General features: G+C 64.2%; 19 protein-coding genes. 14 read left to right on the forward strand and 5 right to left on the reverse strand.

The features are described from left to right. Positions 1–81: 81 nt before the first annotated feature. Positions 82–693, reverse strand: coding sequence for a type VI secretion system lipoprotein TssJ (tssJ, locus tag WS45_RS27355; RefSeq protein ID WP_059532823.1), 612 nt, complete (start codon positions 691–693; stop codon positions 82–84). 377 nt (positions 694–1,070) lie between these two features. On the opposite strand from tssJ, the gene WS45_RS27360 reads away from it, so the two are divergent. From WS45_RS27360 to WS45_RS27425, 14 genes are all read left to right on the forward strand, one after another. Further along, a complete protein-coding gene (locus WS45_RS27360; RefSeq protein ID WP_059532820.1) occupies positions 1,071–1,703 on the forward strand; it encodes a tetratricopeptide repeat protein in 633 nt (210 codons plus the stop codon). Between the two features lie 44 nt (positions 1,704–1,747). Then, a complete protein-coding gene (gene tssB, locus WS45_RS27365) occupies positions 1,748–2,263 on the forward strand; it encodes a type VI secretion system contractile sheath small subunit (RefSeq protein WP_044845930.1) in 516 nt (171 codons plus the stop codon). 15 nt (positions 2,264–2,278) lie between these two features. Continuing rightward, a complete protein-coding gene (gene tssC, locus WS45_RS27370; RefSeq protein ID WP_039320274.1) occupies positions 2,279–3,769 on the forward strand; it encodes a type VI secretion system contractile sheath large subunit in 1,491 nt (496 codons plus the stop codon). Positions 3,770–3,839: 70 nt separating this feature from the next. After that, a complete protein-coding gene (locus tag WS45_RS27375) occupies positions 3,840–4,343 on the forward strand; it encodes an Hcp family type VI secretion system effector (RefSeq protein WP_006477093.1) in 504 nt (167 codons plus the stop codon). A gap of 62 nt (positions 4,344–4,405) precedes the next feature. Next, positions 4,406–4,891 carry a type VI secretion system baseplate subunit TssE gene (gene tssE, locus WS45_RS27380; protein WP_059465243.1) on the forward strand — a complete coding sequence of 162 codons (486 nt, stop codon included), beginning with the start codon at positions 4,406–4,408 and terminating at the stop codon, positions 4,889–4,891. Positions 4,892–4,970: 79 nt separating this feature from the next. Continuing rightward, a complete protein-coding gene (gene tssF, locus WS45_RS27385; protein ID WP_059532816.1) occupies positions 4,971–6,806 on the forward strand; it encodes a type VI secretion system baseplate subunit TssF in 1,836 nt (611 codons plus the stop codon). Beyond that, entirely contained in the window at positions 6,770–7,870 is a 1,101-nt protein-coding gene (gene tssG, locus WS45_RS27390; RefSeq protein ID WP_059532813.1) for a type VI secretion system baseplate subunit TssG, read from the forward strand. Before tssF ends, tssG begins: the two co-directional genes overlap by 37 nt. 44 nt (positions 7,871–7,914) lie before the next feature. Continuing rightward, complete coding sequence (gene tssH / locus WS45_RS27395; protein ID WP_059702592.1) at positions 7,915–10,584, forward strand: type VI secretion system ATPase TssH; 2,670 nt, start codon at positions 7,915–7,917, stop codon at positions 10,582–10,584. Positions 10,585–10,627: 43 nt separating this feature from the next. Then, positions 10,628–11,749, forward strand: coding sequence for a type VI secretion system protein TssA (gene tssA / locus WS45_RS27400; RefSeq protein ID WP_059532808.1), 1,122 nt, complete (start codon positions 10,628–10,630; stop codon positions 11,747–11,749). A gap of 65 nt (positions 11,750–11,814) precedes the next feature. Then, entirely contained in the window at positions 11,815–14,496 is a 2,682-nt protein-coding gene (locus WS45_RS27405) for a type VI secretion system Vgr family protein (RefSeq protein ID WP_059702593.1), read from the forward strand. A gap of 2 nt (positions 14,497–14,498) precedes the next feature. Next, on the forward strand, positions 14,499–15,935 hold the full coding sequence (locus tag WS45_RS27410) for a hypothetical protein (protein ID WP_059692348.1): 1,437 nt from the start codon (positions 14,499–14,501) through the stop codon (positions 15,933–15,935). A gap of 16 nt (positions 15,936–15,951) precedes the next feature. Beyond that, on the forward strand, positions 15,952–16,680 hold the full coding sequence (locus WS45_RS27415; RefSeq protein ID WP_156437289.1) for a hypothetical protein: 729 nt from the start codon (positions 15,952–15,954) through the stop codon (positions 16,678–16,680). 284 nt (positions 16,681–16,964) lie between these two features. Then, positions 16,965–17,249, forward strand: coding sequence for a hypothetical protein (locus WS45_RS27420; protein WP_059702598.1), 285 nt, complete (start codon positions 16,965–16,967; stop codon positions 17,247–17,249). Positions 17,250–17,273: 24 nt separating this feature from the next. Continuing rightward, entirely contained in the window at positions 17,274–17,723 is a 450-nt protein-coding gene (locus tag WS45_RS27425; RefSeq protein WP_156437290.1) for a hypothetical protein, read from the forward strand. Positions 17,724–18,002: 279 nt separating this feature from the next. On the opposite strand, the gene WS45_RS27430 is transcribed toward WS45_RS27425, so the two are convergent. The 4 genes from WS45_RS27430 to tssM are packed head-to-tail and all read right to left on the reverse strand — an operon-like array spanning position 18,003 to position 24,515. Continuing rightward, positions 18,003–18,578, reverse strand: a complete 576-nt coding sequence (locus WS45_RS27430; RefSeq protein WP_059702601.1) for a hypothetical protein — start codon at positions 18,576–18,578, stop codon at positions 18,003–18,005. 36 nt (positions 18,579–18,614) lie between these two features. Next, entirely contained in the window at positions 18,615–19,565 is a 951-nt protein-coding gene (locus WS45_RS27435) for an OmpA family protein (protein ID WP_059692343.1), read from the reverse strand. Positions 19,566–19,569: 4 nt separating this feature from the next. After that, a complete protein-coding gene (tagF, locus tag WS45_RS27440; RefSeq protein ID WP_059607872.1) occupies positions 19,570–20,559 on the reverse strand; it encodes a type VI secretion system-associated protein TagF in 990 nt (329 codons plus the stop codon). Next, entirely contained in the window at positions 20,556–24,515 is a 3,960-nt protein-coding gene (gene tssM, locus WS45_RS27445) for a type VI secretion system membrane subunit TssM (protein ID WP_059702603.1), read from the reverse strand. The genes tagF and tssM overlap by 4 nt, the downstream gene beginning before the upstream one ends. Between the last annotated feature and the right edge of the window lie 198 nt (positions 24,516–24,713).

Here is a 24,713-nt window from a genome sequence, read left to right on the forward strand (position 1 = left end):
TTGCGATGTAATCGATTTGTTCATGCCCGAATTAAATCGCCAATTTGTTAACTCTTGTTAATTGACATTCGTGCGTCATGCTTAACCGCAGGTGACCGACGAAAGCAAATTCAGCGGTTGCGAAGGCGCGCCCTGTTGCGGTGCGATGACCGAGCCGTCGGCGACCGTCATCGCGCAATTATGCAGGCCGATGATTATGCCGGATTTCTCCGACTTCGCCGGGTCGAACGTCAGTTTCCAGCGCTGGATGGCGGGATCGCGGAACAGTGCGACGATGCCGAATGCCTGCGCTTCGCGCGACACTTTTTCGGTTGCCGTATAGCGCTGGCCCGGAATCAGCGTGATTTCACGCACGTTCAGCAGATCGGTGCCCAGCGCGGCCTTTTCCTTGGCCGGATCGGTGAATGCATCGAATGGCGCCTGCTGGAACGAAGTCGGATCCTTCAGCGCGTAGAGCCGCACCACTAAAGCGAGCGGCTTGCGATCGTTCGCGGCGTTGAGGTTCGGCGCGGCGGCGAGCGTGAGCCCGATGTTGCGCGGCGGCTTCTGGGCATCCGGCAGTTCGGGCTTGCCGATGCCGGCGGCCTGCATCACGGCGCTCGCGGCGGAGCCGAGCAGCGGGGCGGCCGCGCATCCGGCCAGGAGCGCGCAGGCAATCAGCGGCAGCGCATAGCGAATCATGGACGATCTCATCGTTTTTCCGGCGTGCGGCCTTTAACTCCCCTGTCAAAACTACCGGGCATTTCCGCGTTCGTCGCGAATGCCGGCTTATCTGCCGTTCAACTATTAAGCACACGTGCGGCGCATCGCGCTTCCGGAAATTTTTTCCGTCACCCGCGCGAAGCGTTGTCGAGCAAGTAAAACTTGCGCATTCCGGTCGCTCGAAAAACCGTCGCCGGGCCGTTGCCGGAGACGTTTCGAGGGGGTAGCGCACGGATTTAAAAGGAATTACTCTGCACGCAGCGATTGAATTATGAAAAATTGATCGGTACTATACCCGCGCGCTTCTTGCAAAGCAAAAGAACCAGATTCTCAACGATTTTAATACTCACGCGCCGGTGGATATAACGATGAAAGACCGTCTCTTCGCAAAATTGTCTGGGGTAGTGCTGGCTTGCGGCGTGATCGCCGGTTGTGCGAGTCAGCCGCCGGCGCCGACTGCCGAGGTGTTCAACAAGTCGCTGGCCGATGCGGACGCCGTTGCGAAGTCGGGTGACCAGGACAAGGCGCTCGGCCTGTACCAGCAGCTCGCGAAGTCGGATCCGACGCGCGAGGAACCGTGGTCGCGCATCGCGCAGATCCAGTTTGCCCAGAACCACTATGGCCAGGCGATCGTCGCCGCGCAGGAGGCACTGCAGCGCGACGCGACCGATCGTCAGGCGAAGAGCGTGCTCGCCGTCGCGGGGCTGCGGATCGCGACGCAGTCGCTCGGCGAGCTGCGCCAGGATGCATCGCTCGCGGGCGATGCGAAGTCGGACGCGCAGGCGCTCGCGAAGCAACTGCGCGACACGCTCGGCGAATCGGCGCTGTTCCCGCCGGAGCAGCGGACCACGAAGGCGCGTACGGCGCGTCGCGTGATTCATCGTCCGAAGGCTGGCGCGGCGCCGGCCACCGAGGCGGCTGCAGCCGCAACCACCGCGCCGACGCCGGCCGCCGCGCCGCAAAAGGGCGGCGCCGATCCGTTCAGCGCGCTGCGCAACTGACCGCAACAGACGCGATAACCACAACTAACCTGGGAGCCGTCGAGATGGCCAAGAAAGAAAGCATTCAGAAAAGCTTGCAGAAAATACGGCCGCCGCGCGTCCAGCTGACCTACGAGGTCGAGAAGGGCGACGCGATCGAGGTGAAGGAACTGCCGTTCGTCGTCGGGGTCGTCGGCGATCTGGCGGGCCAGTCGGAAGTCGAGCAGCCGAAGCTGCGCGACCGCAAGTTCGTCAACATCGACCGTGACAACTTCGACGACGTGATGAAGGCGATCGAGCCGCGCGCCGCGTTCCAGGTGGAAAACCGCCTGAGCCCGGAAGGCGGCAAGTTCGCAGTCGACCTGAAGTTCCGTTCGCTGTCGGATTTCAGCCCGGACGAAGTCGTCGAACAGGTCGAGCCGCTGCGCCGCCTGCTCGAGGCGCGCTCGAAGCTCGCCGACCTGCGCAACAAGCTCGCCGGCAACGACAAGCTCGAGGATCTGCTGTCCGAGGTGCTGAAGAACACGCAGCAGCTGCAGGAGCTCGCGAAGGGCACCGGCGGCGACAAAGACGGCGAATGACGACGGAGTGTTGAGATGAACCAGCAAACGGCTGCGGCCCAAGCGAGCGGCGCGGAATACGCCGCCGGGACTTCGCTGCTCGACGATATCGTCGAGAAGAGCAAGGTCGCGAAATCCGATTCCGAGCATGCCCGTGCGAAGGACCTGATCGGCGAACTCGTGCACCAGGTGCTCGACGGCACGGTGATCGTGTCGGACAACCTGTCGGCGACGATCGACGCGCGCGTCGCGGAACTCGACCGCCTGATCTCCACGCAGCTGTCCGCGGTGATGCACGCGCCGGAATTCCAGCGCCTCGAAAGCACGTGGCGCGGGATGGACTACCTGGTCAAGGAAAGCAACACCGGCCAGACGATCAAGATCAAGGCGCTGCACGCACCGAAGCGCGACCTCGTGCGCGACTTCAAGGGCGCGAGCGAGTTCGACCAGAGCGCGCTGTTCAAGAAGGTCTACGAAGAAGAGTTCGGCACGTTCGGCGGCTCGCCGTTCGGCGCGCTGATCGGCGATTACGAGATCTCGCGCCAGCCGGAAGACATGTACTTCATCGAGCAGATGTCGCACGTCGCGGCGGCCGCGCACGCGCCGTTCATCGCGTCGGCGTCGCCGGAGCTGCTCGGCCTCGAGTCGTTCTCCGACCTCGGCAAGCCGCGCGACCTCGGCAAGGTGTTCGACACGGTCGAATACGCGAAGTGGAAGTCGTTCCGCGACGCCGAAGATTCGCGCTACGTCGGCCTGACGCTGCCGCGCTTCCTCGGTCGCCTGCCGTTCAATCCGAAGGACGGCCAGACCGCGGAGAACTTCAACTTCGTCGAGGACGTCGACGGCACCGAGCACGACAAGTACCTCTGGTGCAACGCGGCATGGGCCTTCGCGGCACGCCTGACGGCCGCGTTCGACGACTTCGGCTGGTGCGCGGCGATCCGCGGCGTCGAAGGCGGCGGCCTCGTCGAGGACCTGCCGACCCACACGTTCAAGACCGACGACGGTGAAGTCGCGCTGAAGTGCCCGACCGAAATCGCGATCACCGATCGCCGCGAGAAGGAGCTGAGCGACCTCGGCTTCATCCCGCTCGTGCATTGCAAGAACTCGGATTACGCTGCGTTTTTCGCCGCGCAATCGGTGCAGAAACCGAAAAAATACAGCACCGACAGCGCGAATGCGAACGCCGTCCTGTCCGCCCAGCTTCAGTACATCTTCTCGGTATCGCGCGTCGCGCACTACCTGAAGGCGATGATGCGGGACAAGATCGGCAGCTTCGCATCGGCGCAGAACGTGGAGACTTTCCTCAACCGGTGGATTTCGCAGTACGTCCTGCTCGACGACAACGCGTCGCAGGAACAGAAGGCGCAATTCCCGCTGCGCGAGGCATCCATACAAGTGTCGGAGATTCCGGGCAAGCCGGGCTCGTATCGTTCGGTCGCGTTCCTGCGCCCGCACTTTCAGCTCGACGAACTCTCGATTTCTCTGCGACTTGTCGCTGATCTGCCCAAACCGGCAAATTCATAAGCGAGTAAATCGCCCGGGCGGGCCGCCTGGGTAGGACGTTAAAACCACCTCTTTGGGGAGTCGAAGGGCCATGTTACATATGCACTTGCAGTTTGGTAGTCCGGCGGTGAAGGGCGAATCCGCGGACAAAGACCATCAGGGCTGGATCGAACTGAAATCGTGGGATCACTCGATCGTTCAGCCGCGTTCGGCAACGGCATCGACCGCGGGCGGTCACACGATGACGCGCTGCGAGCACGGCGACATGATTTTCACGAAGGAAATCGATTCGTCGAGCCCGCTGCTGTATCAGCACGCATCGGGCGGCACGACGTTCGATGAAGTGACGGTCCATTTCTCGCGCGCGGACGGTGAAGGCAAGCGCGTGCAGTATCTGGAAGTGAAGCTCAAGTACGTGATCATCTCGAGCATCGCTCCGAGCGTTCGCGAGGAAGGTCTGCCGCTCGAGACGTTCTCGCTGAAGTACGCGGCCGTGCAGTGGAAGCAGACCCAGCAGAAGATCGGCGGCAACCAGGGCGGCAACACGCAAGGCGCCTGGAGCCTGACGAAGAACGACAAGACCTACGCGGTCTAACGTCGGTTGCGGCAACGGGGCGTTCGGCGTCCCGTTGCCGTTTTCGCTGTGTACGCCGGCCGATGAAACGATTCGAACCCAGTTTTCTCGACAAGCTGTTCGACGACGAACCGCACCTGCCGGCCTCGGCCGCGATGCGGCAATTGTCGCTGGACGAGCTCAAGAACACGGTCGCCCGCGACGTCGAGGCGATCCTCAACACCCGTATCGCGCACACCGAAATCGAGCTGGCCGCGCTGCCGGAATGCCAGAAGTCGGTGCTGACCTACGGGCTGAACGATTTCGCGGGGCTGAGCCTCGCGAGTCACTACGACCGCGCGTTCATCTGCAAGTCGATCCAGCAGGCCATCGCGCGCCACGAGCCGCGGCTGCAGCAGGTGCAGGTGACGTTCGAGCTGAACGAGCAGTCGACCAACGCGCTGTACTTCGCGATCCAGGCGCTGCTCGTCGTGCATCCGGCCGAGGAGCCGGTGAGTTTCGACGCGATGCTGCAGCCGTCGACGCTGCAGTATTCGGTCACGCGCACGCGCGCGGCCAGAATGCTGTAAATCAAGCCGCCGAGCGGGCCGGACCGCCCGGTGATGGTTCAGGGTCCGGCAGGAAATATTGAGGTTCTCGGGGTCGTCGATGGAAGAATTGCTGCCGTACTACGAGCGCGAATTATCGTTTTTGCGGCGCTATTCGCGAGATTTCGCCGAACGTTATCCGAAGATCGCCGCGCGGCTCGCGTTGTCCGGCGAGCACTGCGAGGATCCGCACGTCGAGCGGATGATCGAGTCGTTCGCGCTGCTCGGCGCGCGCATCAACAAGAAGCTCGACGACGACTACCCGGAATTCACCGAAGCGCTGCTGGAAGTGCTGTATCCGCACTACCTGCGGCCGTTCCCGTCTTGCTCGATCGCGCAGTTCACGCCGGCCTCGCCGGGCCAGCAGACCGAACCGGTCGTGATCGACCGCGGCACCGAGCTGAAGAGCCGTCCGATCCGCGGCGTGCAGTGCCGCTTCCGCACCGCATACGACGTGACGCTCGCGCCGATCCGCATCTCGGAGGCGCGCTTCACGCCGGTCGCGCTCGCGCCGAGCGCGACGGTGCTGCCGTCCAACGCGACGGGCGTGATCTCGATCACGTTCGAATCGCTCGCCGCGCAGCTCGATCTCGGCGCGCTGAAGCTGCCGACGCTGCGCGCGCACCTGCACGGCGAGCAGTCGTTCGTCGCCGCGCTGACCGATTGCCTGTTCGTCAACGTGCTCGGCGCGTATGTCGAGCCCGAGCGCAACGGCCGCTGGACCGCGCTGCGCAAGCTGCCGATCGCGCACGCCGGCTTCGACGAGGACGACGCGCTGATCGACTACCCGGCGAAGTCGCACCCCGCGTATCGCCTGCTCACCGAATACTTCGCATTCCCCGACAAGTTCGATTTCGTCGATTTCGACCTCGCGGCGATCGCGCGCGCGTCGGGGCGCTGCCAGCGCGCGACGCTGCATCTGGTGCTGCAGGACGTGCGCAGCGATTCGCACGTCGCGCGGCTGCTCGAGTTGCTCACGGCCAGCCATTTCCGGCTGTTCTGCACGCCGATCGTCAACCTGTTCCGCCAGCACGGCGAGCCGATCCGCATCACGCACCGCGCGGTGTCGTACCCGGTGATCGCCGAAGCGCGCCGCGCGTTCGCGTACGAGGTGTATTCGATCGATTCGGTGAAGCTCGTCCGGCAGCAGGCGCATGAAGAATCGGTGATCGAGTTCCGGCCGTTCTATTCGCTGCATCACGGCGAGTCGGCGCGGATCGGTCATTACTGGTTCGCGCGCCGCAACGACTGGGTCGCGCAGAAAAGCCCCGGCTACGAAACCGAGATCTCGATCGTCGACATCGACTTCGAGCCGACCTCGCCGCAAACCGACACGCTGAGCCTCGACCTCACCTGCACGAACCGCGACCTGCCGTCGATGCTCGCGTTCGGTCTCGAAGGCGGCGACCTGTTCCAGGAAGGCGGCGCGCAGACGAGCGGCATCTCGCTGTTGCGGCGCCCGACGCAGAGCGTGCGCTTCGAGCGCGGTCGCGCCGCGCACTGGCGGCTCGTATCGCATCTCGCGCTGAACCACGTGTCGCTGGTCGCGCACGGGCTCGCGCCGCTCAAGGAAATGCTGACGCTGTACGACCTGCGGCGCACCGCCGTGTCGATGCGCCAGATCGACGGCCTCGCCGGCGTCGAGCAGCGCGGCGCCGTGCAGTGGCTGCCCGGCAAGCCGTTCGCGACTTTCGTGCGCGGCATCGAGATCCGCCTGACGATCGACGAGGAGCACTTCGTCGGCGCGAGCCTCGCGTCGTTCGTGCGCGTGCTCGACAGCTTCTTCGGGCTGTACGTCCACCTCAACAGTTTCGTTCAACTAGTCGTGGTGTCGAAGCGCACCGGCGAGGAGATCATCCGATGCAAGCCCCGGACCGGCGAATCGATCCTGGCGTAGTCGACGCGCTGCTCGACGAGCCGCACCGCTTCGAGTTCTTCCAGGCGGTGCGCGTGCTCGAGGGGCTGTTCGCGCGGCAGGCGTCCGATGCGCCCGGCGCATGGCGGCAGGGCGACGTCGTCGCGCAGCGCATCGAATTCCGCAACACGCTGTCGCTCGGATTCCCGCCGAGCGAGATCGAAGGCGCCCGTTCGTTCGACGACGGCGGCACGCTGCTCGATTCGGGCGAGCAACGCGGCGCCGCGCTCGCGGCCGGCGAGCTCGGTCACGTCGAGCTGACGCCCGCATTCTTCGGGCTGCTGGGCGGGCAGGGCGCGCTGCCGCTGCACTACACCGAGCAGATCGTCGCGCGCGAGCACCTGAAGCGCGACCATGCGGCGCGCGCCTTCTTCGACGTGTTCTCGAACCGCGCGACCGCGCTGTTCTACGCGGCGTGGAAGAAGTACCGGCTGCCGTTCCATTACGAACTCGACCGCGACGAGCGCTACCTGCCGCTCCTGCTCGCGATCGCGGGCGTGCCGAGCGACGAGGTGCGCGACAGCCTCGCGGCCGGCGCGGGCGGCGTGCTCGACGAGGCCGTTGCCGGCTACGCGCTCGCCGCGCGGCACCGGCCGATGTCCGCCGCCTACCTGCAGCGCACGCTGTCCGATTATTTCCGCGTGCCCGTGAAGATCGACCAGTTCGTCGGCAAGTGGTACGACGTGCCGCCCGACCAGCTGAGCGTGCTCGGCGAAGTCAACGCGGTGCTCGGCGCGACGGCGCTCGTCGGCGAACGCGTGTGGCAGCGCGACATGCGCGCGCGGATCGTCGTCGGCCCGCTGTCCAAGCGCGACTACGAGGCATTCCTGCCGGGCGGCGCGCAGGCCGTCGCGCTCGAGCGGATGCTGACGCTGCTCGCCGGCGTCACGCTCGAATACGAGGTGAAGCTCGTGCTGAAGCGCACCGAGGTCGGCGCGAGCGTGCTCGGCGCGGGCTCGCGGCTCGGCTGGGACGCGTTCCTCTGCACGCGCGACGCGGTCGACGACCGCTCGGATGCCCGCTACGAACTGCACGTGATTCACTGATTCCGAACGACAACAAACACGCAAACGAACCTGAGATCGACGCCATGAGCACGCCTCTGAAGACCCTGATCACGAAACTGAATCCGCTGTGCCGGCACGCGACCGAGCGCGCGGCGAGCGCGTGCCTGGCGCGCGGCCACTACGAAGTCGATCTGGAGCATCTGTTCCTCGCGCTGCTCGAGGAAGCGACGGGCGACCTGCCGCTCGCGCTGCGCGCGAGCCGCGTCGATCCGCATGCGCTGCGCGCCGATCTCGAACGTGAACTCACGCGCCTGAAGACGGGCAACACGCGCACGCCGGTGTTTTCCGTGCACCTGATCGCGCTGTTCGAGCAGGCCTGGCTGATCGCGTCGCTCGATTCGCAGCTCGGCCGCATCCGCTCGGGGCACCTGCTGCTCGCGCTGCTGACCGCGCCCGATCTCGCGCAGTTCGCGCAGCGTATGTCGTCGCAGTTCGCGGAAATGAACGTGACGGACCTGAAGCACAAGTTCGACGAAATCATGGCCGGTTCGAGCGAGGCCGAGCCGCGCCAGGCGGATGCGGAAGACGGCGACGTCGCGCCGGCCGCCGACGGCGCCGCGCCCGCGGCCGGCCCGTCGAAGACGCCCGCGCTCGACACGTACACGACCAACCTCACGCAGCGCGCGCGCGACGGCAAGATCGACCCGGTGATCGGCCGCGAAGCCGAGATCCGCCAGGCGATCGACATCCTGATGCGCCGCCGCCAGAACAACCCGATCATGACCGGCGAGGCCGGTGTCGGCAAAACGGCGGTCGTCGAGGGCCTCGCGCTGCGGATCGCGGCGGACGACGTGCCGCCGCCGTTGCGCGGCGTCGCGCTGCACGTGCTCGACATGGGCCTGCTGCAGGCCGGCGCGAGCGTGAAGGGCGAGTTCGAGAACCGCCTGAAGAGCGTGATCGACGAGGTGAAGAAGAGCGCGCACCCGATCATCCTGTTCATCGACGAGGCGCACACGATCATCGGCGCGGGCGGCCAGGCCGGCCAGAACGACGCGGCGAACCTGCTGAAGCCGGCGCTCGCGCGCGGCGAACTGCGCACGATCGCCGCGACGACGTGGAGCGAATACAAGAAGTACTTCGAGAAGGATGCGGCGCTCGCGCGGCGCTTCCAGGTCGTGAAGGTCGAGGAGCCGAGCGAGCCGCTCGCGGCCGCGATGCTGCGCGGGATGTCCGGGCTGATGGAGAAGCACTTCAACGTGCGGATTCTCGACGACGCGATCACCGAGGCCGTGCGCCTGTCGCATCGCTACATCAGCGGTCGCCAGCTGCCGGACAAGGCGATCAGCGTGCTCGACACCGCGTGCGCGAAGGTCGCGCTCGCACACAGCGCGACGCCGGCGGCGATCGACGACACGAAGAAGCGCATCGAGCGCATCGACGCGGAAATCGCGTCGCTGGAGCGCGAGGCGGCGGGCGGCGCGGCACACGACGAGCGGCTCGGCGAGCTGCGCGGCGCACGCGACGCGGCGCTCGCGCAATTGACCGAGGACGAGGCGCGCTATGAAGCCGAGCGTTCGATCGTCGCCGAGATCACCGTGCTGCGCGAGACGCTCGACAAGGCGCGCGGCCCGTCCGAAGACGGCGAGCCGGTCGACGTGCCGGCCACGCGCGAGAAGCTGGCCGAACGCGTCGCGGCGCTGCATGCGCTGCAGGGCGGCGAGCCGATGGTGCCGCTGCAGGTCGACGGCCACGTCGTCGCCGAGATCGTCGCCGCGTGGACCGGCATTCCGCTCGGCCGGATGGTGAAGGACGAGATCGACACCGTGCTGAACCTGCAGCCGCTGCTGACCGCGCGCGTGATCGGCCAGGACCATGCACTCGACGCGATCGCGCAGCGCGTGCGCACGGCGACCGCGAACCTCGAGGATCCGAACAAGCCGCGCGGCGTGTTCATGTTCGTCGGCCCGTCGGGCGTCGGCAAGACCGAGACCGCGCTCGCGCTGGCCGACATCCTGTACGGCGGCGAGCGCAAGATGGTCACGATCAACATGAGCGAGTATCAGGAAGCGCACAGCGTGTCGGGCCTGAAGGGTTCGCCGCCGGGCTACGTCGGCTACGGCGAGGGCGGCGTGCTGACCGAGGCCGTGCGCCGCAATCCGTATTCCGTCGTGCTGCTCGACGAGGTCGAGAAGGCGCACCCGGACGTGCTCGAGATGTTCTTCCAGGTATTCGACAAGGGCACGATGGACGACGCCGAAGGGCGCGAGATCGATTTCCGCAACACGCTGATCATCCTGACATCGAACGTCGGGTCGGCGGCGGTGATGCAGGCATGCCTGAACAAGCCGGCCGAGGAGCTGCCCGATCCGGACGCGCTCGCCGAGGCGCTGCGCCCGCAGCTGTACAAGACGTTCAAGCCGGCGTTCCTCGGCCGGATGAAGGTCGTGCCGTACTACCCGATTTCCGACGACGTGCTGGCCGAGATCATCGAGCTGAAGCTCGAACGGATCCGCCGCCGCATCGAAGCGAACCACAAGGCCGCGTTCGAGTGGGACGAATCGCTCGTCGACGCGGTGCTCGCGCGCTGCACCGAGGTCGATTCGGGCGCCCGCAACGTCGACCACATCCTGAACGGCACGCTGCTGCCGGAGATCGCGGGCCACGTGCTCGGCCGGATCGCCGACGGCGCGGCCATCGCGCGCATCGCGGTGCGCGCGGACGAGGCCGGCGAATTCGCGTACACGGTCGAATGAGCCCCGCGCGCGACATCTCATGCATCAACGGATTCACTGAACCATGCCGATCAATCTCCCCGAGCTGCTGACGCCGATCAGCGACGCGTCGCCCAGCGGCGACGACCTGCTGTTCTCGAACGAATTCGACGCGATCCAGGACGCGCGGCGCTATGACGATCCGACGCTCGACCAGGGCGAGTGGGTGACCGAGATCAAGGAGGCCGACTGGGGCTTCGTCGTCGATCACGCGGGCGAGCTGCTGCGCACGCGCACCAAGGACCTGCGGCTCGCCGTGTGGCTGACCGAGGCGCTTGCGCTGGAGGACGGCATCACCGGCCTCACCGAGGGTTATGCGCTGCTGGAAGGCCTGTGCCGAGACTACTGGGACACCGTGCATCCGCTGCCCGAAGGCGACGACGTCGAATACCGGCTCGGCAACGTCGCGTGGCTGTCCGGCCGCACGGCCGAGCTGCTGCGCGGCATTCCGGTGACGGACGGCGCGTCGAACGCGTTCACCACGCTCGACTGGGAAGTCGCGCTGCACGTGGCGCAGGCCGTGAAGCGCGACCCCGAACACGCCGACGACATCGCGCGCGGCAAACCGTCGGTCGAGCAGGTCGATGCGTCGCGGCGCGTGACGTCGATCGCGTTCTACACGACGCTGCTCGCGAACCTGAAGGCGTTCGAGTTCGCGCTCGATGCGTTCGAGGAGCGGCTCGTCGAACGCGCGGGCGATTCGGCGCCGAGCTTCCGGCAGGCGCGCGACGCGTTCGAGACCGTGTATCGGCTCGTCGAGCGCTTCGCGCGCGAGCAGGGTTATACGGGGAGCGCGCCGCATGCGCCGTCGGCGCCGCAGGCGCAGCCCGAGCGTATCGAGCCGAGCTTCGGCGACACGTTCCACAGCGAGGAGACCCACGTGCAGTCGCAGACCGCTCCGCGTCCGCCGGTGACGCAGATGATCGCCGGCATCCAGAACCGTGCGCAGGCCGTCGACCAGCTGCGTGCCGTCGCGCGTTACTTCCGCCAGACCGAGCCGCACAGCCCGGTCGCGTATCTGGCGGACAAGGCCGCCGAATGGGCCGACATGCCGCTGCACAAGTGGCTCGAGAGTGTCGTGAAGGACGACGGGTCGCTGTCGCACATCCGCGAACTGCTCGGGGTAAGGCCCGACGAGCAGTCCTGAACGACGGAACCTTGACCTGAGAGCGCGGGCCCGGCTGGCTCGCGGCAACAAGAACAGGAAGACGCATGAACGTGACCGAACTGGCACAGGCGATCCGCGGCGGCCTGATTCAGCAGGACCGCTTGCTGAAGACGGACATCCCGTCGCTGCCGAACAATGCGCTCGTGCCGCGCCGCGCCGTGACCCGTTCCGAGCTGGGTCGCGATTTCAGCGTGACGCTCGATCTGGTGTCCACGGCGAGCGACGTCGAGCTCAAGACGCTGATCGCGCAACCGATCACGCTGTGGATCCAGCAGGCGGACAAGTCGTATCTGCCGATCAACGGCTATGTGCACACGGCGCGGCGGCTCGGCGCCGACGGCAGCCTGTCGAGTTACCAGCTGCGCTTCGCGTCGTGGATGCATTTCCTCAAGTTCCGCAGCGACATGCGGTACTGGCAGGACAAGCCCGTCGACGGGATTCTCGCCGACGTGTTCGACATGCATCCGCAGGCCAGGGGCCGATACCAGTTCGCGTTGTCGAAACCGTTGCCGTCGCGGTCGTACTGCCGGCAGAGCGAAACGGACTGGAACTTCGTGCATCGGCTGATGGAGGATGAAGGGCTGTTCGGTTTCTGGCGGCACGGCGAAGACGGGAAGTCGCACACGCTCGTCATCACCGACGACGTGCATGCAGTCGATGCGCTATCGCCGAATGCCGTCACGTTCGACCGCTCGGGCACGGGCACCGAAACGGCCGGTTTCACGCAATGGGCCGCGTCGCGGACGCTGCAAAGCACGCTGCACACGACGCGCACGTTCGACTACAAATCGCCGTCGTCGGCGGGCAATCCGAACGGCACGTCGCTGCCGACGAAGGCCGGCCAGGGCGACCTGCCGGGCCAGGCGGAAATCTACGAATACACCGGCGCGTACACGTATCCGGGCCAGGACCGCGGCGAACATCTGTCGAAGATTCGCCTCGAGGAGTGGGAGTCGCGCGCGAAGCGCTTCTTCGGCGTCGGCGGCGTGCGCGCGATCGATGCCGGCCGGCGCTTCACGCTGACCGGTCATCCCGAGCACGATCGCGATCCGGCGAGCGACCGCGAATTCGCGGCCATCGGCGTCACGCGTTACATCGAGAACAATCTGCCGATCTCGGACCACGAAGCGAACTTCCCGCATAGCCTGCAGGATCAGTTGGCGCAGGCGAAGGCCGGTCACGGTGAGGCGGCTGCGTTTCAGGTCGGTCATGACGACGGTTCCGCCGGGTTCTATCTCGTCGAGGTCGAGGCGCAGCGCGCGAGCGTGCCGTATCGCAGCCCGTTCGAGCACCGCAAGCCCGCGATGCAGCTCGAGACGGCCGTCGTCGTCGGGCCGAAGGGCGAAGAGGTGTACACCGACGAGCTGAACCGGATCAAGGTCATGTTCGTCTGGGACCGGCAAAGCGAAGGCCGCGAGACGGCATCGTGCTGGATGCGCGTCGTGCAGTCGGATACCGGCGGCGGCTACGGCGGCGTGCATATTCCGCGGGTCGGCGAGGAAGTGCTGATCGGCTACATCGGCGGCGACTGCGACCGGCCGATCGTCATGCACCGCGTGTACAACGGCGCCGTCAAGCCGCAGTGGCATAGCGACGGGATCCTGTCGGGCTTCCGGTCGAAGGAGTATGCGGGGTCGGGCCACAACGAGATGGTGCTCGACGACGCGACCGGGCAGAACCGCGCGCGCCTGTTCAGCAGCAGCGCGAATTCGCTGCTTCACCTCGGCTACCTGATCGAGCAGAACGGCAATACGCGCGGCGCGTATCTCGGTTCCGGCTTCGACCTGCGCACGGATGCGTACGGTGCGATGCGCGCCGGGCAGGGTTTGTACGTGACGACGCATCCGAAGCAGGCGAACAGCCAGCCGCTCGACGTGAGCGAGGCGAAGCAGCAGCTCGTCAACGCGCAGGGCTTGGTCGATTCGATGTCGCAGGTCAGCGAGATGCATCAGGCGGAGAGTCTCGGCACGGGTCACGAGGCGCTGAAGCAGTTCACCGATGCAACGCAGAACAGCGTGGCGGGTGCGAGCGCGGGCGGGGGCAGGACGGCCGGCGGCGGGACGGGGAACGCGAATGCGTTCAAGGAGCCGGTGATGCTGTTTGCGAGCCCGGCGGGGATTGGGGTGGCGTCGCAGCAGTCGGTGCATCTGGCAAGCGACCGGCAGACCAATATCGTCAGTGGTCAAAGTACGTTCATCACCAGCGGGAAATCGCTGGTGGCGAGCGTCAAGGAAAAGCTGAGTCTGTTCGCGCAGAACGCGGGGATGAAGCTGTTCGCCGGGAAAGGTGCCGTCGAGATACAGGCGCAGAACGACAACGTCGAGATGGTCGCGCAGAAGACGATCAAGGTGCTGTCGGCGACCTCAACGATCGAAGGCGTCGCGAAGGAGGAGATTCTGCTGACTTCCGGTGGCGCGTATGTCCGGATCAAGGGCGGCAACATCGAGATTCATGCGCCGGGCAAGATCGACGTGAAGGGCGGACAGCATGCGTTCAGCGGACCGACGAGCATGCACAAGACGTTCAAGGCGGAAGGCAAGAAGGCTGACATGCGGATTCGCTATGTGGATGCCGACGGCAACGTGCCGCACGGGGAGCCGATCAAGTTCACGACGGAAGACGGGACCGAGCATAGCGTCGCGCTCGACGCGGAAGGCAAGGCGGAATTGAAGAACATCGATTTTGACGAGTTCGTGGCCAGTCAGGTCAAGCGGACGGGAGAGTGAAAATGGGCGGCAAGGCGCTTGTTCAACATAACGTTTGTATTGATCTGCCGGGGGAGCCGGTGAGTTGCTGGGCCGAGTCGGATATCACGGTGCTGCTGCGCAAGCATCGGGATGTCATATTCGAGATCAGTGTAAAAAAAGATGCGGTTTACACAATCGAGGCAGATAAGGACTGGTTTTATGACGTTGGCCTGAAGAAGCGTGTGCAGAAGGGGCAATTTCACGACGGGCAGCGTTATCACATATGGATTGGTCGCGATTTTAAGGGAAGTATCCTGCTAAAATCGAATGGCCGGTTGGTGCAAAGTTATTCAATAACCGATTTCAATTTGCTTGAGGCGAGTTCTGATCCGAAAATGAAGCCGGAGCCAATTATTTTGGCAATCGGTGGATTTCAGGGGGCGATTCCAAGCGGCGCTAATACCTCGCCTGGCGTCAACAACATATTCTCCAGTTCCGCGTCGCTGGTTTGTCGTAACACTGATGGCAACATGCCGGGTACCGCCTGGTGGGGGCAGTTGACACCGCTGAACTTCAGAGATGGAGCATCTGCGCCGGAGCTACTATTTCCTTCTTCGGCTCCGTTGGCTCAACAGAATGTCGATGAGGATCTTATCGTTCATGTTTTTGAGGTGTCTCTCGCTGGGGCGCCGGCTGCGGTTTTGCGACTGGCAGGTGAAGGTGGAGCGCCGACCGCGCTGAAGATTGATGATAAAGAGAAGGTTATCACGCGGAACTGGATTATCAGTCAGCTCGCTGGTGGTCTTGCGTATACCAAGGATAATTGGCAGGATTTGCGCGGTGTTTTTGATAGAAAATTCGTATTTATGGCGATCAAGCATCAGAAGGTCGGTGTGAAATATTATTTGGCCTTCAAGGGGAATAGCTCGATCAGGAAAATGATTGTCGATACCGTTTATAAGATAAAGAGTACAAAAATAATGGCGATTACGGCTGGTGCCGCTGAAGGCGTGGCGAAGGCCGCCGGTACATCGGCGAAAGCATGGGTGGGAGCCTTCAAAGGGGCAGGCGGCATTGCTTTTATATTGACGATCGGACTGGACGTGGCCGAGTGGTATCACGATTACGAACAGATGGATTCGAACGGGAAGCGTGGGAGGGGGCTTGCTGATCTTGCTGCTAAGGTCGGGATCGATATTATGGCGGCCGGTGTTTCGTCCATACTGGGTGCGGTTGCCTATTATTTGGCTACGACCATACTTACGGGTCTGGGAATCGCCGTGGGTGGATGGGTTGCCGGTCTGGTTGCGGTTTTCGTACTCGGTGTGGGTGCATTTTTCTTTTATATAATTGGTGTAGAGGATAATCACTATGCCTACACCAAAAAGGCGGCTAAACTCGTGCGGGATACGGCGAAGTATCTCGAGAAGAATTATCCGAAAGATTATAATGGCTATCCTATGATAGTAACGTATTGAAATGAGGGGGCGAGAATTGTCGCAGCGTTTTGGCGCGCTTTTCAAGGCTAATCTGATGTTGGGGGCTTTTCTTGTCGGTTGCACCTATATTCTTGGTTTGCCGCTATTTTCAGGGAGTACGCTTCCGTTGAAGTTGTCCGTTTTTTGGGTGGTGGCTGCGATGATCGGGCAAATTGTTGCCTGGCGCGCAGATGGCGGGCGGGGGAGGCTGTTTTTGTATGGAATATTCAACGTATTGGGTGCTTGCTCGCTTTATTTGTTTGTTGCCGGGATATCTTGGGTTTTTTATTTTTCGTCGGCATCGATGCCTTTTGAGGTTCGCTTTATTTGTATCGCTGTGGCGGTCGCCGGGACGATTTTGTGGGGCGTTCTGATTGGTCGCCGGGTATCTGCAGTGCTTAATAAGCCGGATTTTTTGGCGCATGTGTTCAAGGATGCTGGCAATGAAATTGAGTACCGTTTGCCAGGAATTCAACAGGTGAATGCATACGCGGATGCTCGAGGTTTGGGTGAGCAATTTTGCTTGGGGCTCGTATTGCTAGCAGCTCCGGCTGTGTTTTTAGCATCGAGGGTTGTGATACCGTTTCCGGCGTCGAGAGACTTGCTTCTTTTTGTCGCGCTGCTGTTGTGTCCTGCCTCGCAACTTTTTATGGGTATCATCGTAAAGGCTTACTTGCTGATGATTCGCTTGCCACTACGGCTGGAGCGTGCCCGTGGGAAGCCTGTCATATTGATCGATGAATAAGCGTATGGAAGTAGCCCGTCCATCGGATGGTTCACAGAAATCATCCGTGGGATTGGCCATCAGTCGAATTAAATGGTGTTAGATGATTGTGGGAATGCCTGCTCTAAATCGGGGGCAGCAGCTTTCGTTGAAAGTAACGCCGTGGCGCGACGTCGAATCGGTCAACACACTGTCAAAGCGAAGCAGGAAACACCAAAGATGGGGCCGGCGGACATCGGTGGGGAGATTGGGCAAGTACGTTGCTCTGGCGCTAGCGTGAGGTCCGCGGGAATTTCGACTTGAAAATGATGAAATCCCACCTTGACGATGGTTCGCCGATAGATCAGCACGGAAGGCTGGCCGTGATCGAGCTGGCGCTCGGTATGCTCGTGGCCGGCATCTATTACGTTTTCTCGCAACTAGGTGTGGTGGCGCACTGGGTGTGGAAGTTGACGCTGGCGGTACAGTGCTTTGTGTCGATCGTGTTGTATGTTCACTATTCGATGAATCGGCGGTCACGGAGACTCTGGGTCGAAGGCATTGTCTTGATGCTGGCGCTAGTTCCGTGGTTGATGATTGCATTCGTCTGATTGTTCTATGTGTTGTATATCCCGATGCAGGCTTTCCTGAAAGCTTCGGTGGTGTTGGTGTGTTTTGCCATTATCGTGTGGCACGCTACCATGGTTCTTTCAGATTTTCGACGCGCCGTGAAGAAAAAAGCAGTCGTGAATACCATTTACCATGATGATGGCAAGAATCTGATTCTGCGCCATTCATGCTGCGGGTACATCGATCACTTGACGTCGAGAACCCCGTTGAAAGCAGCATTGATGTCGGTAATCGCATACTTGATGCCTTTTGCTGCGGCGATCGGATCGAATGCAAACCATGTTCTGGGCGAGAGTGTTGGATCGAACGTACTATGCATAGTCATGTCGCTCCTCGGATTTCCGATGTCCATCTCGATCATCGGAAATACATATGTGAAGACCATATTTTTTCGAGTGTATTTGACATTGAAGCTTGAGCGTCAGACTGGCAAGAGGGTCATTCTTGCGCAGTGAAATGAGGCGCTCTCTGCGAGTCGGCAAAGACTGTTGGTGCCGTAAGTTCGATTCGCCGGCTACGGCGCCGCTTCCGGAAGACGTTTCGCCATGAGGGTGTCCCGGGGCAGGTGCAGTGCTTGCCCGAGCCAACGGAGCAACGAACGATGACTCTACGGGACGACAAGAAGTAGCCGCATGATCAATGAACACCCGATCCTCGGGCCACGGACTACGGCGATCAGTCGCCCTTAGGTGGCGGCGGCCAAGCGCGATCCGAAATCAGCCTGTATGTCCGAATCACTTACCGCTGACCCGATTCCGCGCCCGCCGCATCTTGCGCCTCACCGCGTACTTGTTGCGATCCTCGATCCACGGCAGCATCGAAATGCTCATCGCACACAGCATCAACCCGCCGACCAGCGCAAACAGACCGAATCCGATTTCACGTACCCATTCCCTGCCCACAACCGCTTCGTTGCGCCGGGCAATACCTGGAAACATCGGCGAAACGCGCAGGCCATCGTTCGCGGCGTCGCTGCAATACGTCTTCGTGAACGCGGCGAACTGTTCGCGACTGATGTTCGAAGCGGCTGATCGCGAATAAACGGGCGAGCCGGCAGGCTGCCACGTTGTCTCGTAGTGCTGCGTCTGCCCTGCACCATAGCGGAAGACGGCGCGCGCCTCCCATGTCGCGTCGGACTTGCCATATCGCAGAGACAACTCGCATTGCTCGACGAAGGCGGGGACATGAGGCCACGCACCGGCGCGAACGAGGATGGCCGAATTGATCGCGCCAGCCACGCCCATCAGCACGAAGACAACACCGACGACCAGAAGAATGGCGGATCGCAAGCAGCGCAAAGCGAATTTCATCGGATTTGCTGGATTCTCTGCCTCTGAATGCTTCGCCTACTGCCCCACCCTGAACTCGATCCGCCGATTCCTCGCCCGCCCCTCCGCCGTATCGTTCGGCGCAATCGGCTGATCCGGCCCGACGCCCGTCGTCGTCATCTGCTGCGGCGGGATGCTCTTCGTGATCAGATAACCCTTCACCGCATCCGCGCGCGCCTGGCTCAGCGCGATGTTCGACGTCCGGTTCCCCGAGTTGTCGGTGTGGCCGATGATGTCGACCGTGCGGTTCTGCAGCTTCGACAGCGCGGCCGCCATCTGGTCGAGAATCTGCTTGCCTTGCGGTGTGAGCGTCGCGCTGCCCGTCTCGAACTCGATCGTGCGGTTCGCGAGCGTCTGGTCGAGCAGCCCCTGCTCGGACGCCGACACGCGCAGCCCGTTCTTGATCGTGTACGTCGGATTCAGCGTGTTCGCCATGTCGCTCGCGAGCTGCTGGCGCTGCGCCTCGTTGTGCACCTCGCCCTTCATCTCGATCTGCGTGCCGTTGATCTTCAACTGGCCCTTGCTGATCTGCTTCAACTGCGCGCCGAGCAGCTTCTGCACGTTCGCGCTCCAGTTCGGCGGCGTCGCGACGTCGCCGACCTCGATCTGGTCGACCACGTTCGTCGCGCCGTAGGTGTCGCGCAGTTTCTGCAGCACGGCGGCCTTGGTCGCCTCGTCGGGCACCTTGCCGCCGACCACCACCTGGCCGGGCGTCGCGTTCGCGGGAGGCGGCGAGATCGTGCCGGCCGTGCCGTGCACCACCGTGCCGGACGCCGTGGCCGGCGCGGCGCCGGGGTTGGCGTTCGCGGGCAGGGCCGCGGTCGCGACTGTGCCGTTGCCGACCGGCGTGACGGTCGCGCCGCCGGTGTTCTGCGCGTGGGCCGCGCCGCTGGCGACGAGGCCGGCGGCGGCGAGGGCGGCAACGAATGCCGAGCAGCGCGTGCGGCGGACGTGAATCGTGCGTTGCATCCCGTCAGCCTCCGATGAACGCTTCGCGGAACGCGTCGATGGCGACGCGCAGCGAGAGTTGCGGTTGGTCGAGGTAGCTGACGAGCTTGCTGATCTGCTGATCGTTTTGCGCATGGGCGTCGATCCATTCGGGATCGTCGATGTCGATGTTGTGGGCGGCGTAGGTCTGCGGGTCGACGACGCTCAGCAGCGTCTTCGACGACGCGCCGTTGAAGCCGATGATCAGCCGTTCGCGCTCGGCGATCGTGCCGATGAAGATCGCGAGCTCGAAGTCGGCCTGCGCGACGAACGGTGCGATCAGTTCGAGCCAGAACGCGGCGACGAGGCTGCGATAGAACGGGTCGACCGGCAGCGGCAGCGTCAGGCCGCGCTCGATGTGCGACGAGCCGCTCTGCATCACGGGCCGCAGCAGCGAGCCGAGCGCGAGCATGGCGCCGCGCAGCCGGACCGGATGGCCGCTTTCGAGCAGCATCTGCTGCAGGCCATACAGCGACTGGTGTTCGATGAAGTCGTTGAAGGTGCCGTCATGCGACGTGCCGGGTCCGCCGACGTCGATCGGCACCTGCGTGTCGCCGAGCGCCTGCAGCGCGCCGGGCGGCTCCTCTTTCGCGAGCAGCGGCGGCATCTGCGCGGCGACGCGCGACCACAGCCGGGCGAATGCGAGCGGGCTGCGCGCGAGGAACGCGAGCGGCCGGTCGACCTCGAGCGCGGTCGCGCCGAGAAACGGGAAGCGGCGCATCGACACGTCGTGGCTCGCGACCATGTGCCCCGCGATCGCGAGCTTGCTGCGCGAGCCGAGGAACGCGAAATGCATCGGCTTCGCATCCTCGTAGACGATCTTCCAGCGCGGATCTTCCGCGAGCAGTTCGAGCGCCTGCGCGATCCAGCGATCGAGCGTCTGCAGCAGCTGCGGATTGTGCGGGCTCTTCACGAAGTCGCCGCGCGACGGAATCTTGCCGAAGTAGGCGATCTGCGCCTGAACGGTTTGCGTCATTGCGCCCCCTGTGCATTCGTTGCGGCGGCGGCCGCGACGGCCGGCGCCGGCGCCGGTGCCGGTGCCGCGGCCGGCGTGCCCGTGCCCGCCTGCGTCGCGTTCTGCGCGGCGCCCGCGCTCGCGTCGGCGACCGACGACGGCAGCTGCAGGCCGCGCAGGCTCTGCTGCTGCGGCTGGTCGCCGCCGCCGCTCGTCGGCTGCGACGTGCTGATGATGCGCATCGTCACCGACACGTTCACGCTGCCCTGGACCCACGTGAGGTCGAAGGTGCCGTCCGGACGGCGCTTGCGCTGCGCCGAGTTGATCAGCTTCTCGAGACCGTAGCGGCCCGGTTCGTTGACGAGCTGCACGGTGCGGCCGTCGAAGGTCGTCGCGGACAGCGTCGCGCCCGGCGAGCCCTGCGGGTTCGGCCACACGAAGTTGGTCCACTGCGGCGGCGTGTTGCGATAGCGCAGTTGCTGGCCGTCGATCGCGATCGTGTATTCCGTCGTGCCCGTGCTCGGCTGCGGCAGGATCTGGAACACGGTCTGCGGTTCGGCGGCCGCGGCCGCGCCGCCTGCGGCGCCGCCGGCGAGCGGGGCGACCCAGCGCGCGAAGCCGTTCGTGAAGTCGGGCGTGAGGCCGATGCCCATGTCGCCCCACGTGCGGGCGGCGAGCGTGTCGCCGCGGCGCACCGCGAGCGGGCCCAGCGTCGTGCCGACGAACTTCGCGATCGCACCGTCCGGACCGAACACCTGCGCGATTTCACCGGCGCCGGCCTCGACCTTCGCGTTCGCCGCGAACGGGTACTTCGTCGCGAGCGAGCTCTGGAACGGCTGGTAGACCTGCGCGTTCCACACCTTGTTGACTTCGGCGCTCGCCGGCTGGATCACCACCGAGAACGCCTGCATCAGCGGGCGCACCAGCAGCGGACGCAGCGACTTGCGTTGCGAATCGGTCAGGCCGGTCAGCATCTGCTCGTCGACGAACTTCAGCGAATCGGCCAGTTCCGAACCGTTGCCGTCGAGCGTCTGCTGCATCAGCTGGCGCGCGCCGGGGCCGGGGTCGCCCTGGTTCTTGATCACGTTGAAGCGCGTGCGGACCTTCGACAGCGAGTCCATGTAGCCCTTGAGCATCGACGTGCCGTCGTGCGTCGCGACGATCCGCGCGAGCCCGATGAATTCCTGGCCGATCGGACCCATCGGCACCTCGGCCGGATTGCCGTTGATGTCGATGTTCGCGGCCGCCATCTGGCCGGCCTGCGAGCGCGTGAACAGTTGCTTGACCCAGTTCACGACGCCGGTCTGCGCCTTCTTGATCGCGACGTTCGCCAGCGACGGGTTGTCCCACGACGTCTGGTCGTACGCGGTCTCGAGGATCTTGCGGATCGGCGAATCCTGCGGGTCGCCGAGGCGGTTCATCCCGTCGACGGCCTGGCCGAAGCTGCTGAAGCCCTGCACCGCGATGCCCTGCATGAACTTCTGCCAGTGCTGCGCGTATTCGGTCTTGTACATCCCGACGAGCGTCTTCTGGATCTGCTCGGGGCTGCCTTCCAGCGTCAGGTCGTCCTGCGTCGACGTGTTCAGCACCCAGTCCTTCGCCTGCAGTTCCTTGGTCGCCGCGTCGCGGATCGCCGGCTGCACGTAGTCGAACCACGCCTCGCGCGTGAACGTGCCCGGAATCGCATAGCTGCCGGCGACCAGCCCCTGGTTGCCGTCGCCGACGATGCGCGCGATGGTCATCGGCGCGAAGCGGGTCGACGCGCGCGCCTTGATTTCCTCATAGACGCGCTGGCGGGCCGGCATGCCGCGCACGACGCGGCGCAGGTTCTCGCGGGTCTGGTCGACGAGCGCGAGATTCGCGTCGATCATCGGCCAGTCGTCGTCGTTCACGCGCGCGAGGTAGAACGAGATCATGCGCTCGGCGCTCTTGATCATCTCGTCGCGCGGCATGTTGCCGCGATTCGTCTCGAGCCAGCCGCGCCAGAAGCGGGCGAGCTGGTCGGTCAGGTGCGCCTGTTCGACGTGGCGCTTGTCGGACAGCATCAGGTACGTCTTCAGCGCGTTGTACGCGTCCTGCACGTTGGTCGGCGACGCGTCGCTGTACAGCCCGCCCTGCGGTGCCGCCGCCTGTTGCGGCGCGGCGGCCGTCGCGGCGGATGCGCCCTGCGCGGCGCCGGCGAGCGGCGTGGCGCCCGGCGGGTTCGTCGACACGGGAATCGCGCCGCCCTGCACGGCGCCCGATTCGGGCGGGCGCGTCATCGGCACGAGCTGTTCGGGGTGCGCGTTCACGTCCTTCATGAACGACGCGAGGTTCTGCGAGACCGGCGCCAGCAGGATCTGGCGCACGCCGTTGTAGTACTCGGTCAGCAGGTGCTGTTCGAGACGGTCGCCCTGGTACAGCCCGAGCGACACCGACACCGGCTTGTCGCGGCGGAACTGCTCGAGCTGTTCGATCCGGTCTTCCAGGATGTCCATCGCCTGCAGACGCGACTGCAGGTCGTTGCGGCCCTGTTGCAGGCGCGTGACGTTGTCGAGGTCGGCCTGTACGTTCGCGACGAGCTGCTGGTTGCCGATCGTCGACCAGGTCCAGCCGCCGAGCGCGAGCGCGAGCGCCGCGACGAAGCCGAAGAAGGTCGCGTAGCGCAGCCGGGTCTTGGTCGGGCTCGCGAACTGGCGCACGGTCTGGCGGTCCGCGAAGATCACCTTCGAGAACAGGTCGCGCAGGAAGAAGCCGTTCTTCGAAAACGCGCTGTGCGGCTTGGGCAGCGCGCTCGCGTCGAGGCCGAAGCGGTGCGCGATGCGCTGCGCGGCGGCGCTGTTGGTTTCGCCTTCCTGCAGCGCGCTGGTGAAGTAGAAGCCGCGGAAGATCGGCTTGTACTGGAACGGGTTGTTCTCGAACAGCGTCGCGAGGAACGCGCGCAGCGCCGGCTTGATCGTCGAGAATTCGAGCGGGAAGCTCAACTGGCCCGGCGACAGCTGGTTGCCGCGCGACAGCGACAGCTGCGCGACGCTGATTTCCTTCAGCCCTTCGTAGAGTTCCTCGAAGTGCGTGTCGAACTGCGCGACGACGTCGCGCTTGTCGTCAGGCTCGTAGGGCAGGGTGGCGCCCCACACGCGGTCGTATTCGTGCTTGTCGCTGCTGCTGAAGAATTCGGTGAAGCCGGTGATCAGGTCGGCCTTCGTGAACATCACGTAGACCGGCGCGAACACCTCGAGCTTTTCCGTCAGCTCCTGAACGCGCTGGCGGAGGTTTTTCGCGAGGTTGATCGCGAATTCGGGGCGGTTGCCGGTCAGTTCGGCGATGCTCGCGGTAACGATGATGCCGTTGATCGGCGCCTTCGGGCGATAGCGCTTCAGCAGGCCGAGGAAGCCGAGCCATTCGCTGCGGTCTTCCTCGTGCACCGAGTAGCGGCCGGCCGTGTCGAGCAGGATCCCCTCGGTCGTGAAGAACCAGTCGCAGTTACGCGTGCCGCCGATGCCGTGGATCACGGCGCTGTTCTTGTCCGCGAACGGAAACTGCAGGCCGGAGTTCAGCACCGCGCTGCTCTTGCCGGCGGCCGGGTTGCCGATGACGATGTACCACGGCAGCTCGTACAGCGCGGAGCCGCCCGACACCTGGCCGATCTTCGACGTCTTGATCGTCTTGACCGCGTCGGACAGGCGCGTGCGCAGCACGTCGAGGTCGGCCGTCTTCGTGTCGGGTGCGAGCGCGGCCGCGGCCGGCGCGGCGATCTTGCCGCTTTCCGCCTGCTCTTCCAGCACCTGGCCGAGCTGCTGGTTCGCGCGCTTCACGCGCCAGCGGCGCACCAGCGCGACGCCGAGCCACAGCACGAGGATCGCCGCGAAGGCGATCGCCGCCCACAGGAGCGGCAGCTGCAGCATGTCGGCGACGATGAAGAGAATCGCCGCTAGCGCGATGATCCCGACAATCGAGAGCGTACGCGGATGAGTCAGCACGTTGAGGATGCGTTGCATAGGACGTTCAGGTTCCGGTGCGATTCGGTGAGGCGACGCAGGCGCGCCGAGCGGCAAGCGTGGCGCCGCGGTGTGTCGCCATGCTGTCAAACGGGATGAAAGGGGCTGGCATCAATGCGCCCGCGGCATCGGAGAAGGCGCGCGCAATAATGAAAGGACGCTGTGAGAATTAAAACGGAAGCGGCGATCGGAAAAAAT

Source organism: Burkholderia sp. RF2-non_BP3 (assembly GCF_001522185.1).
Classification (GTDB): Bacteria; Pseudomonadota; Gammaproteobacteria; order Burkholderiales; family Burkholderiaceae; genus Burkholderia; species Burkholderia diffusa.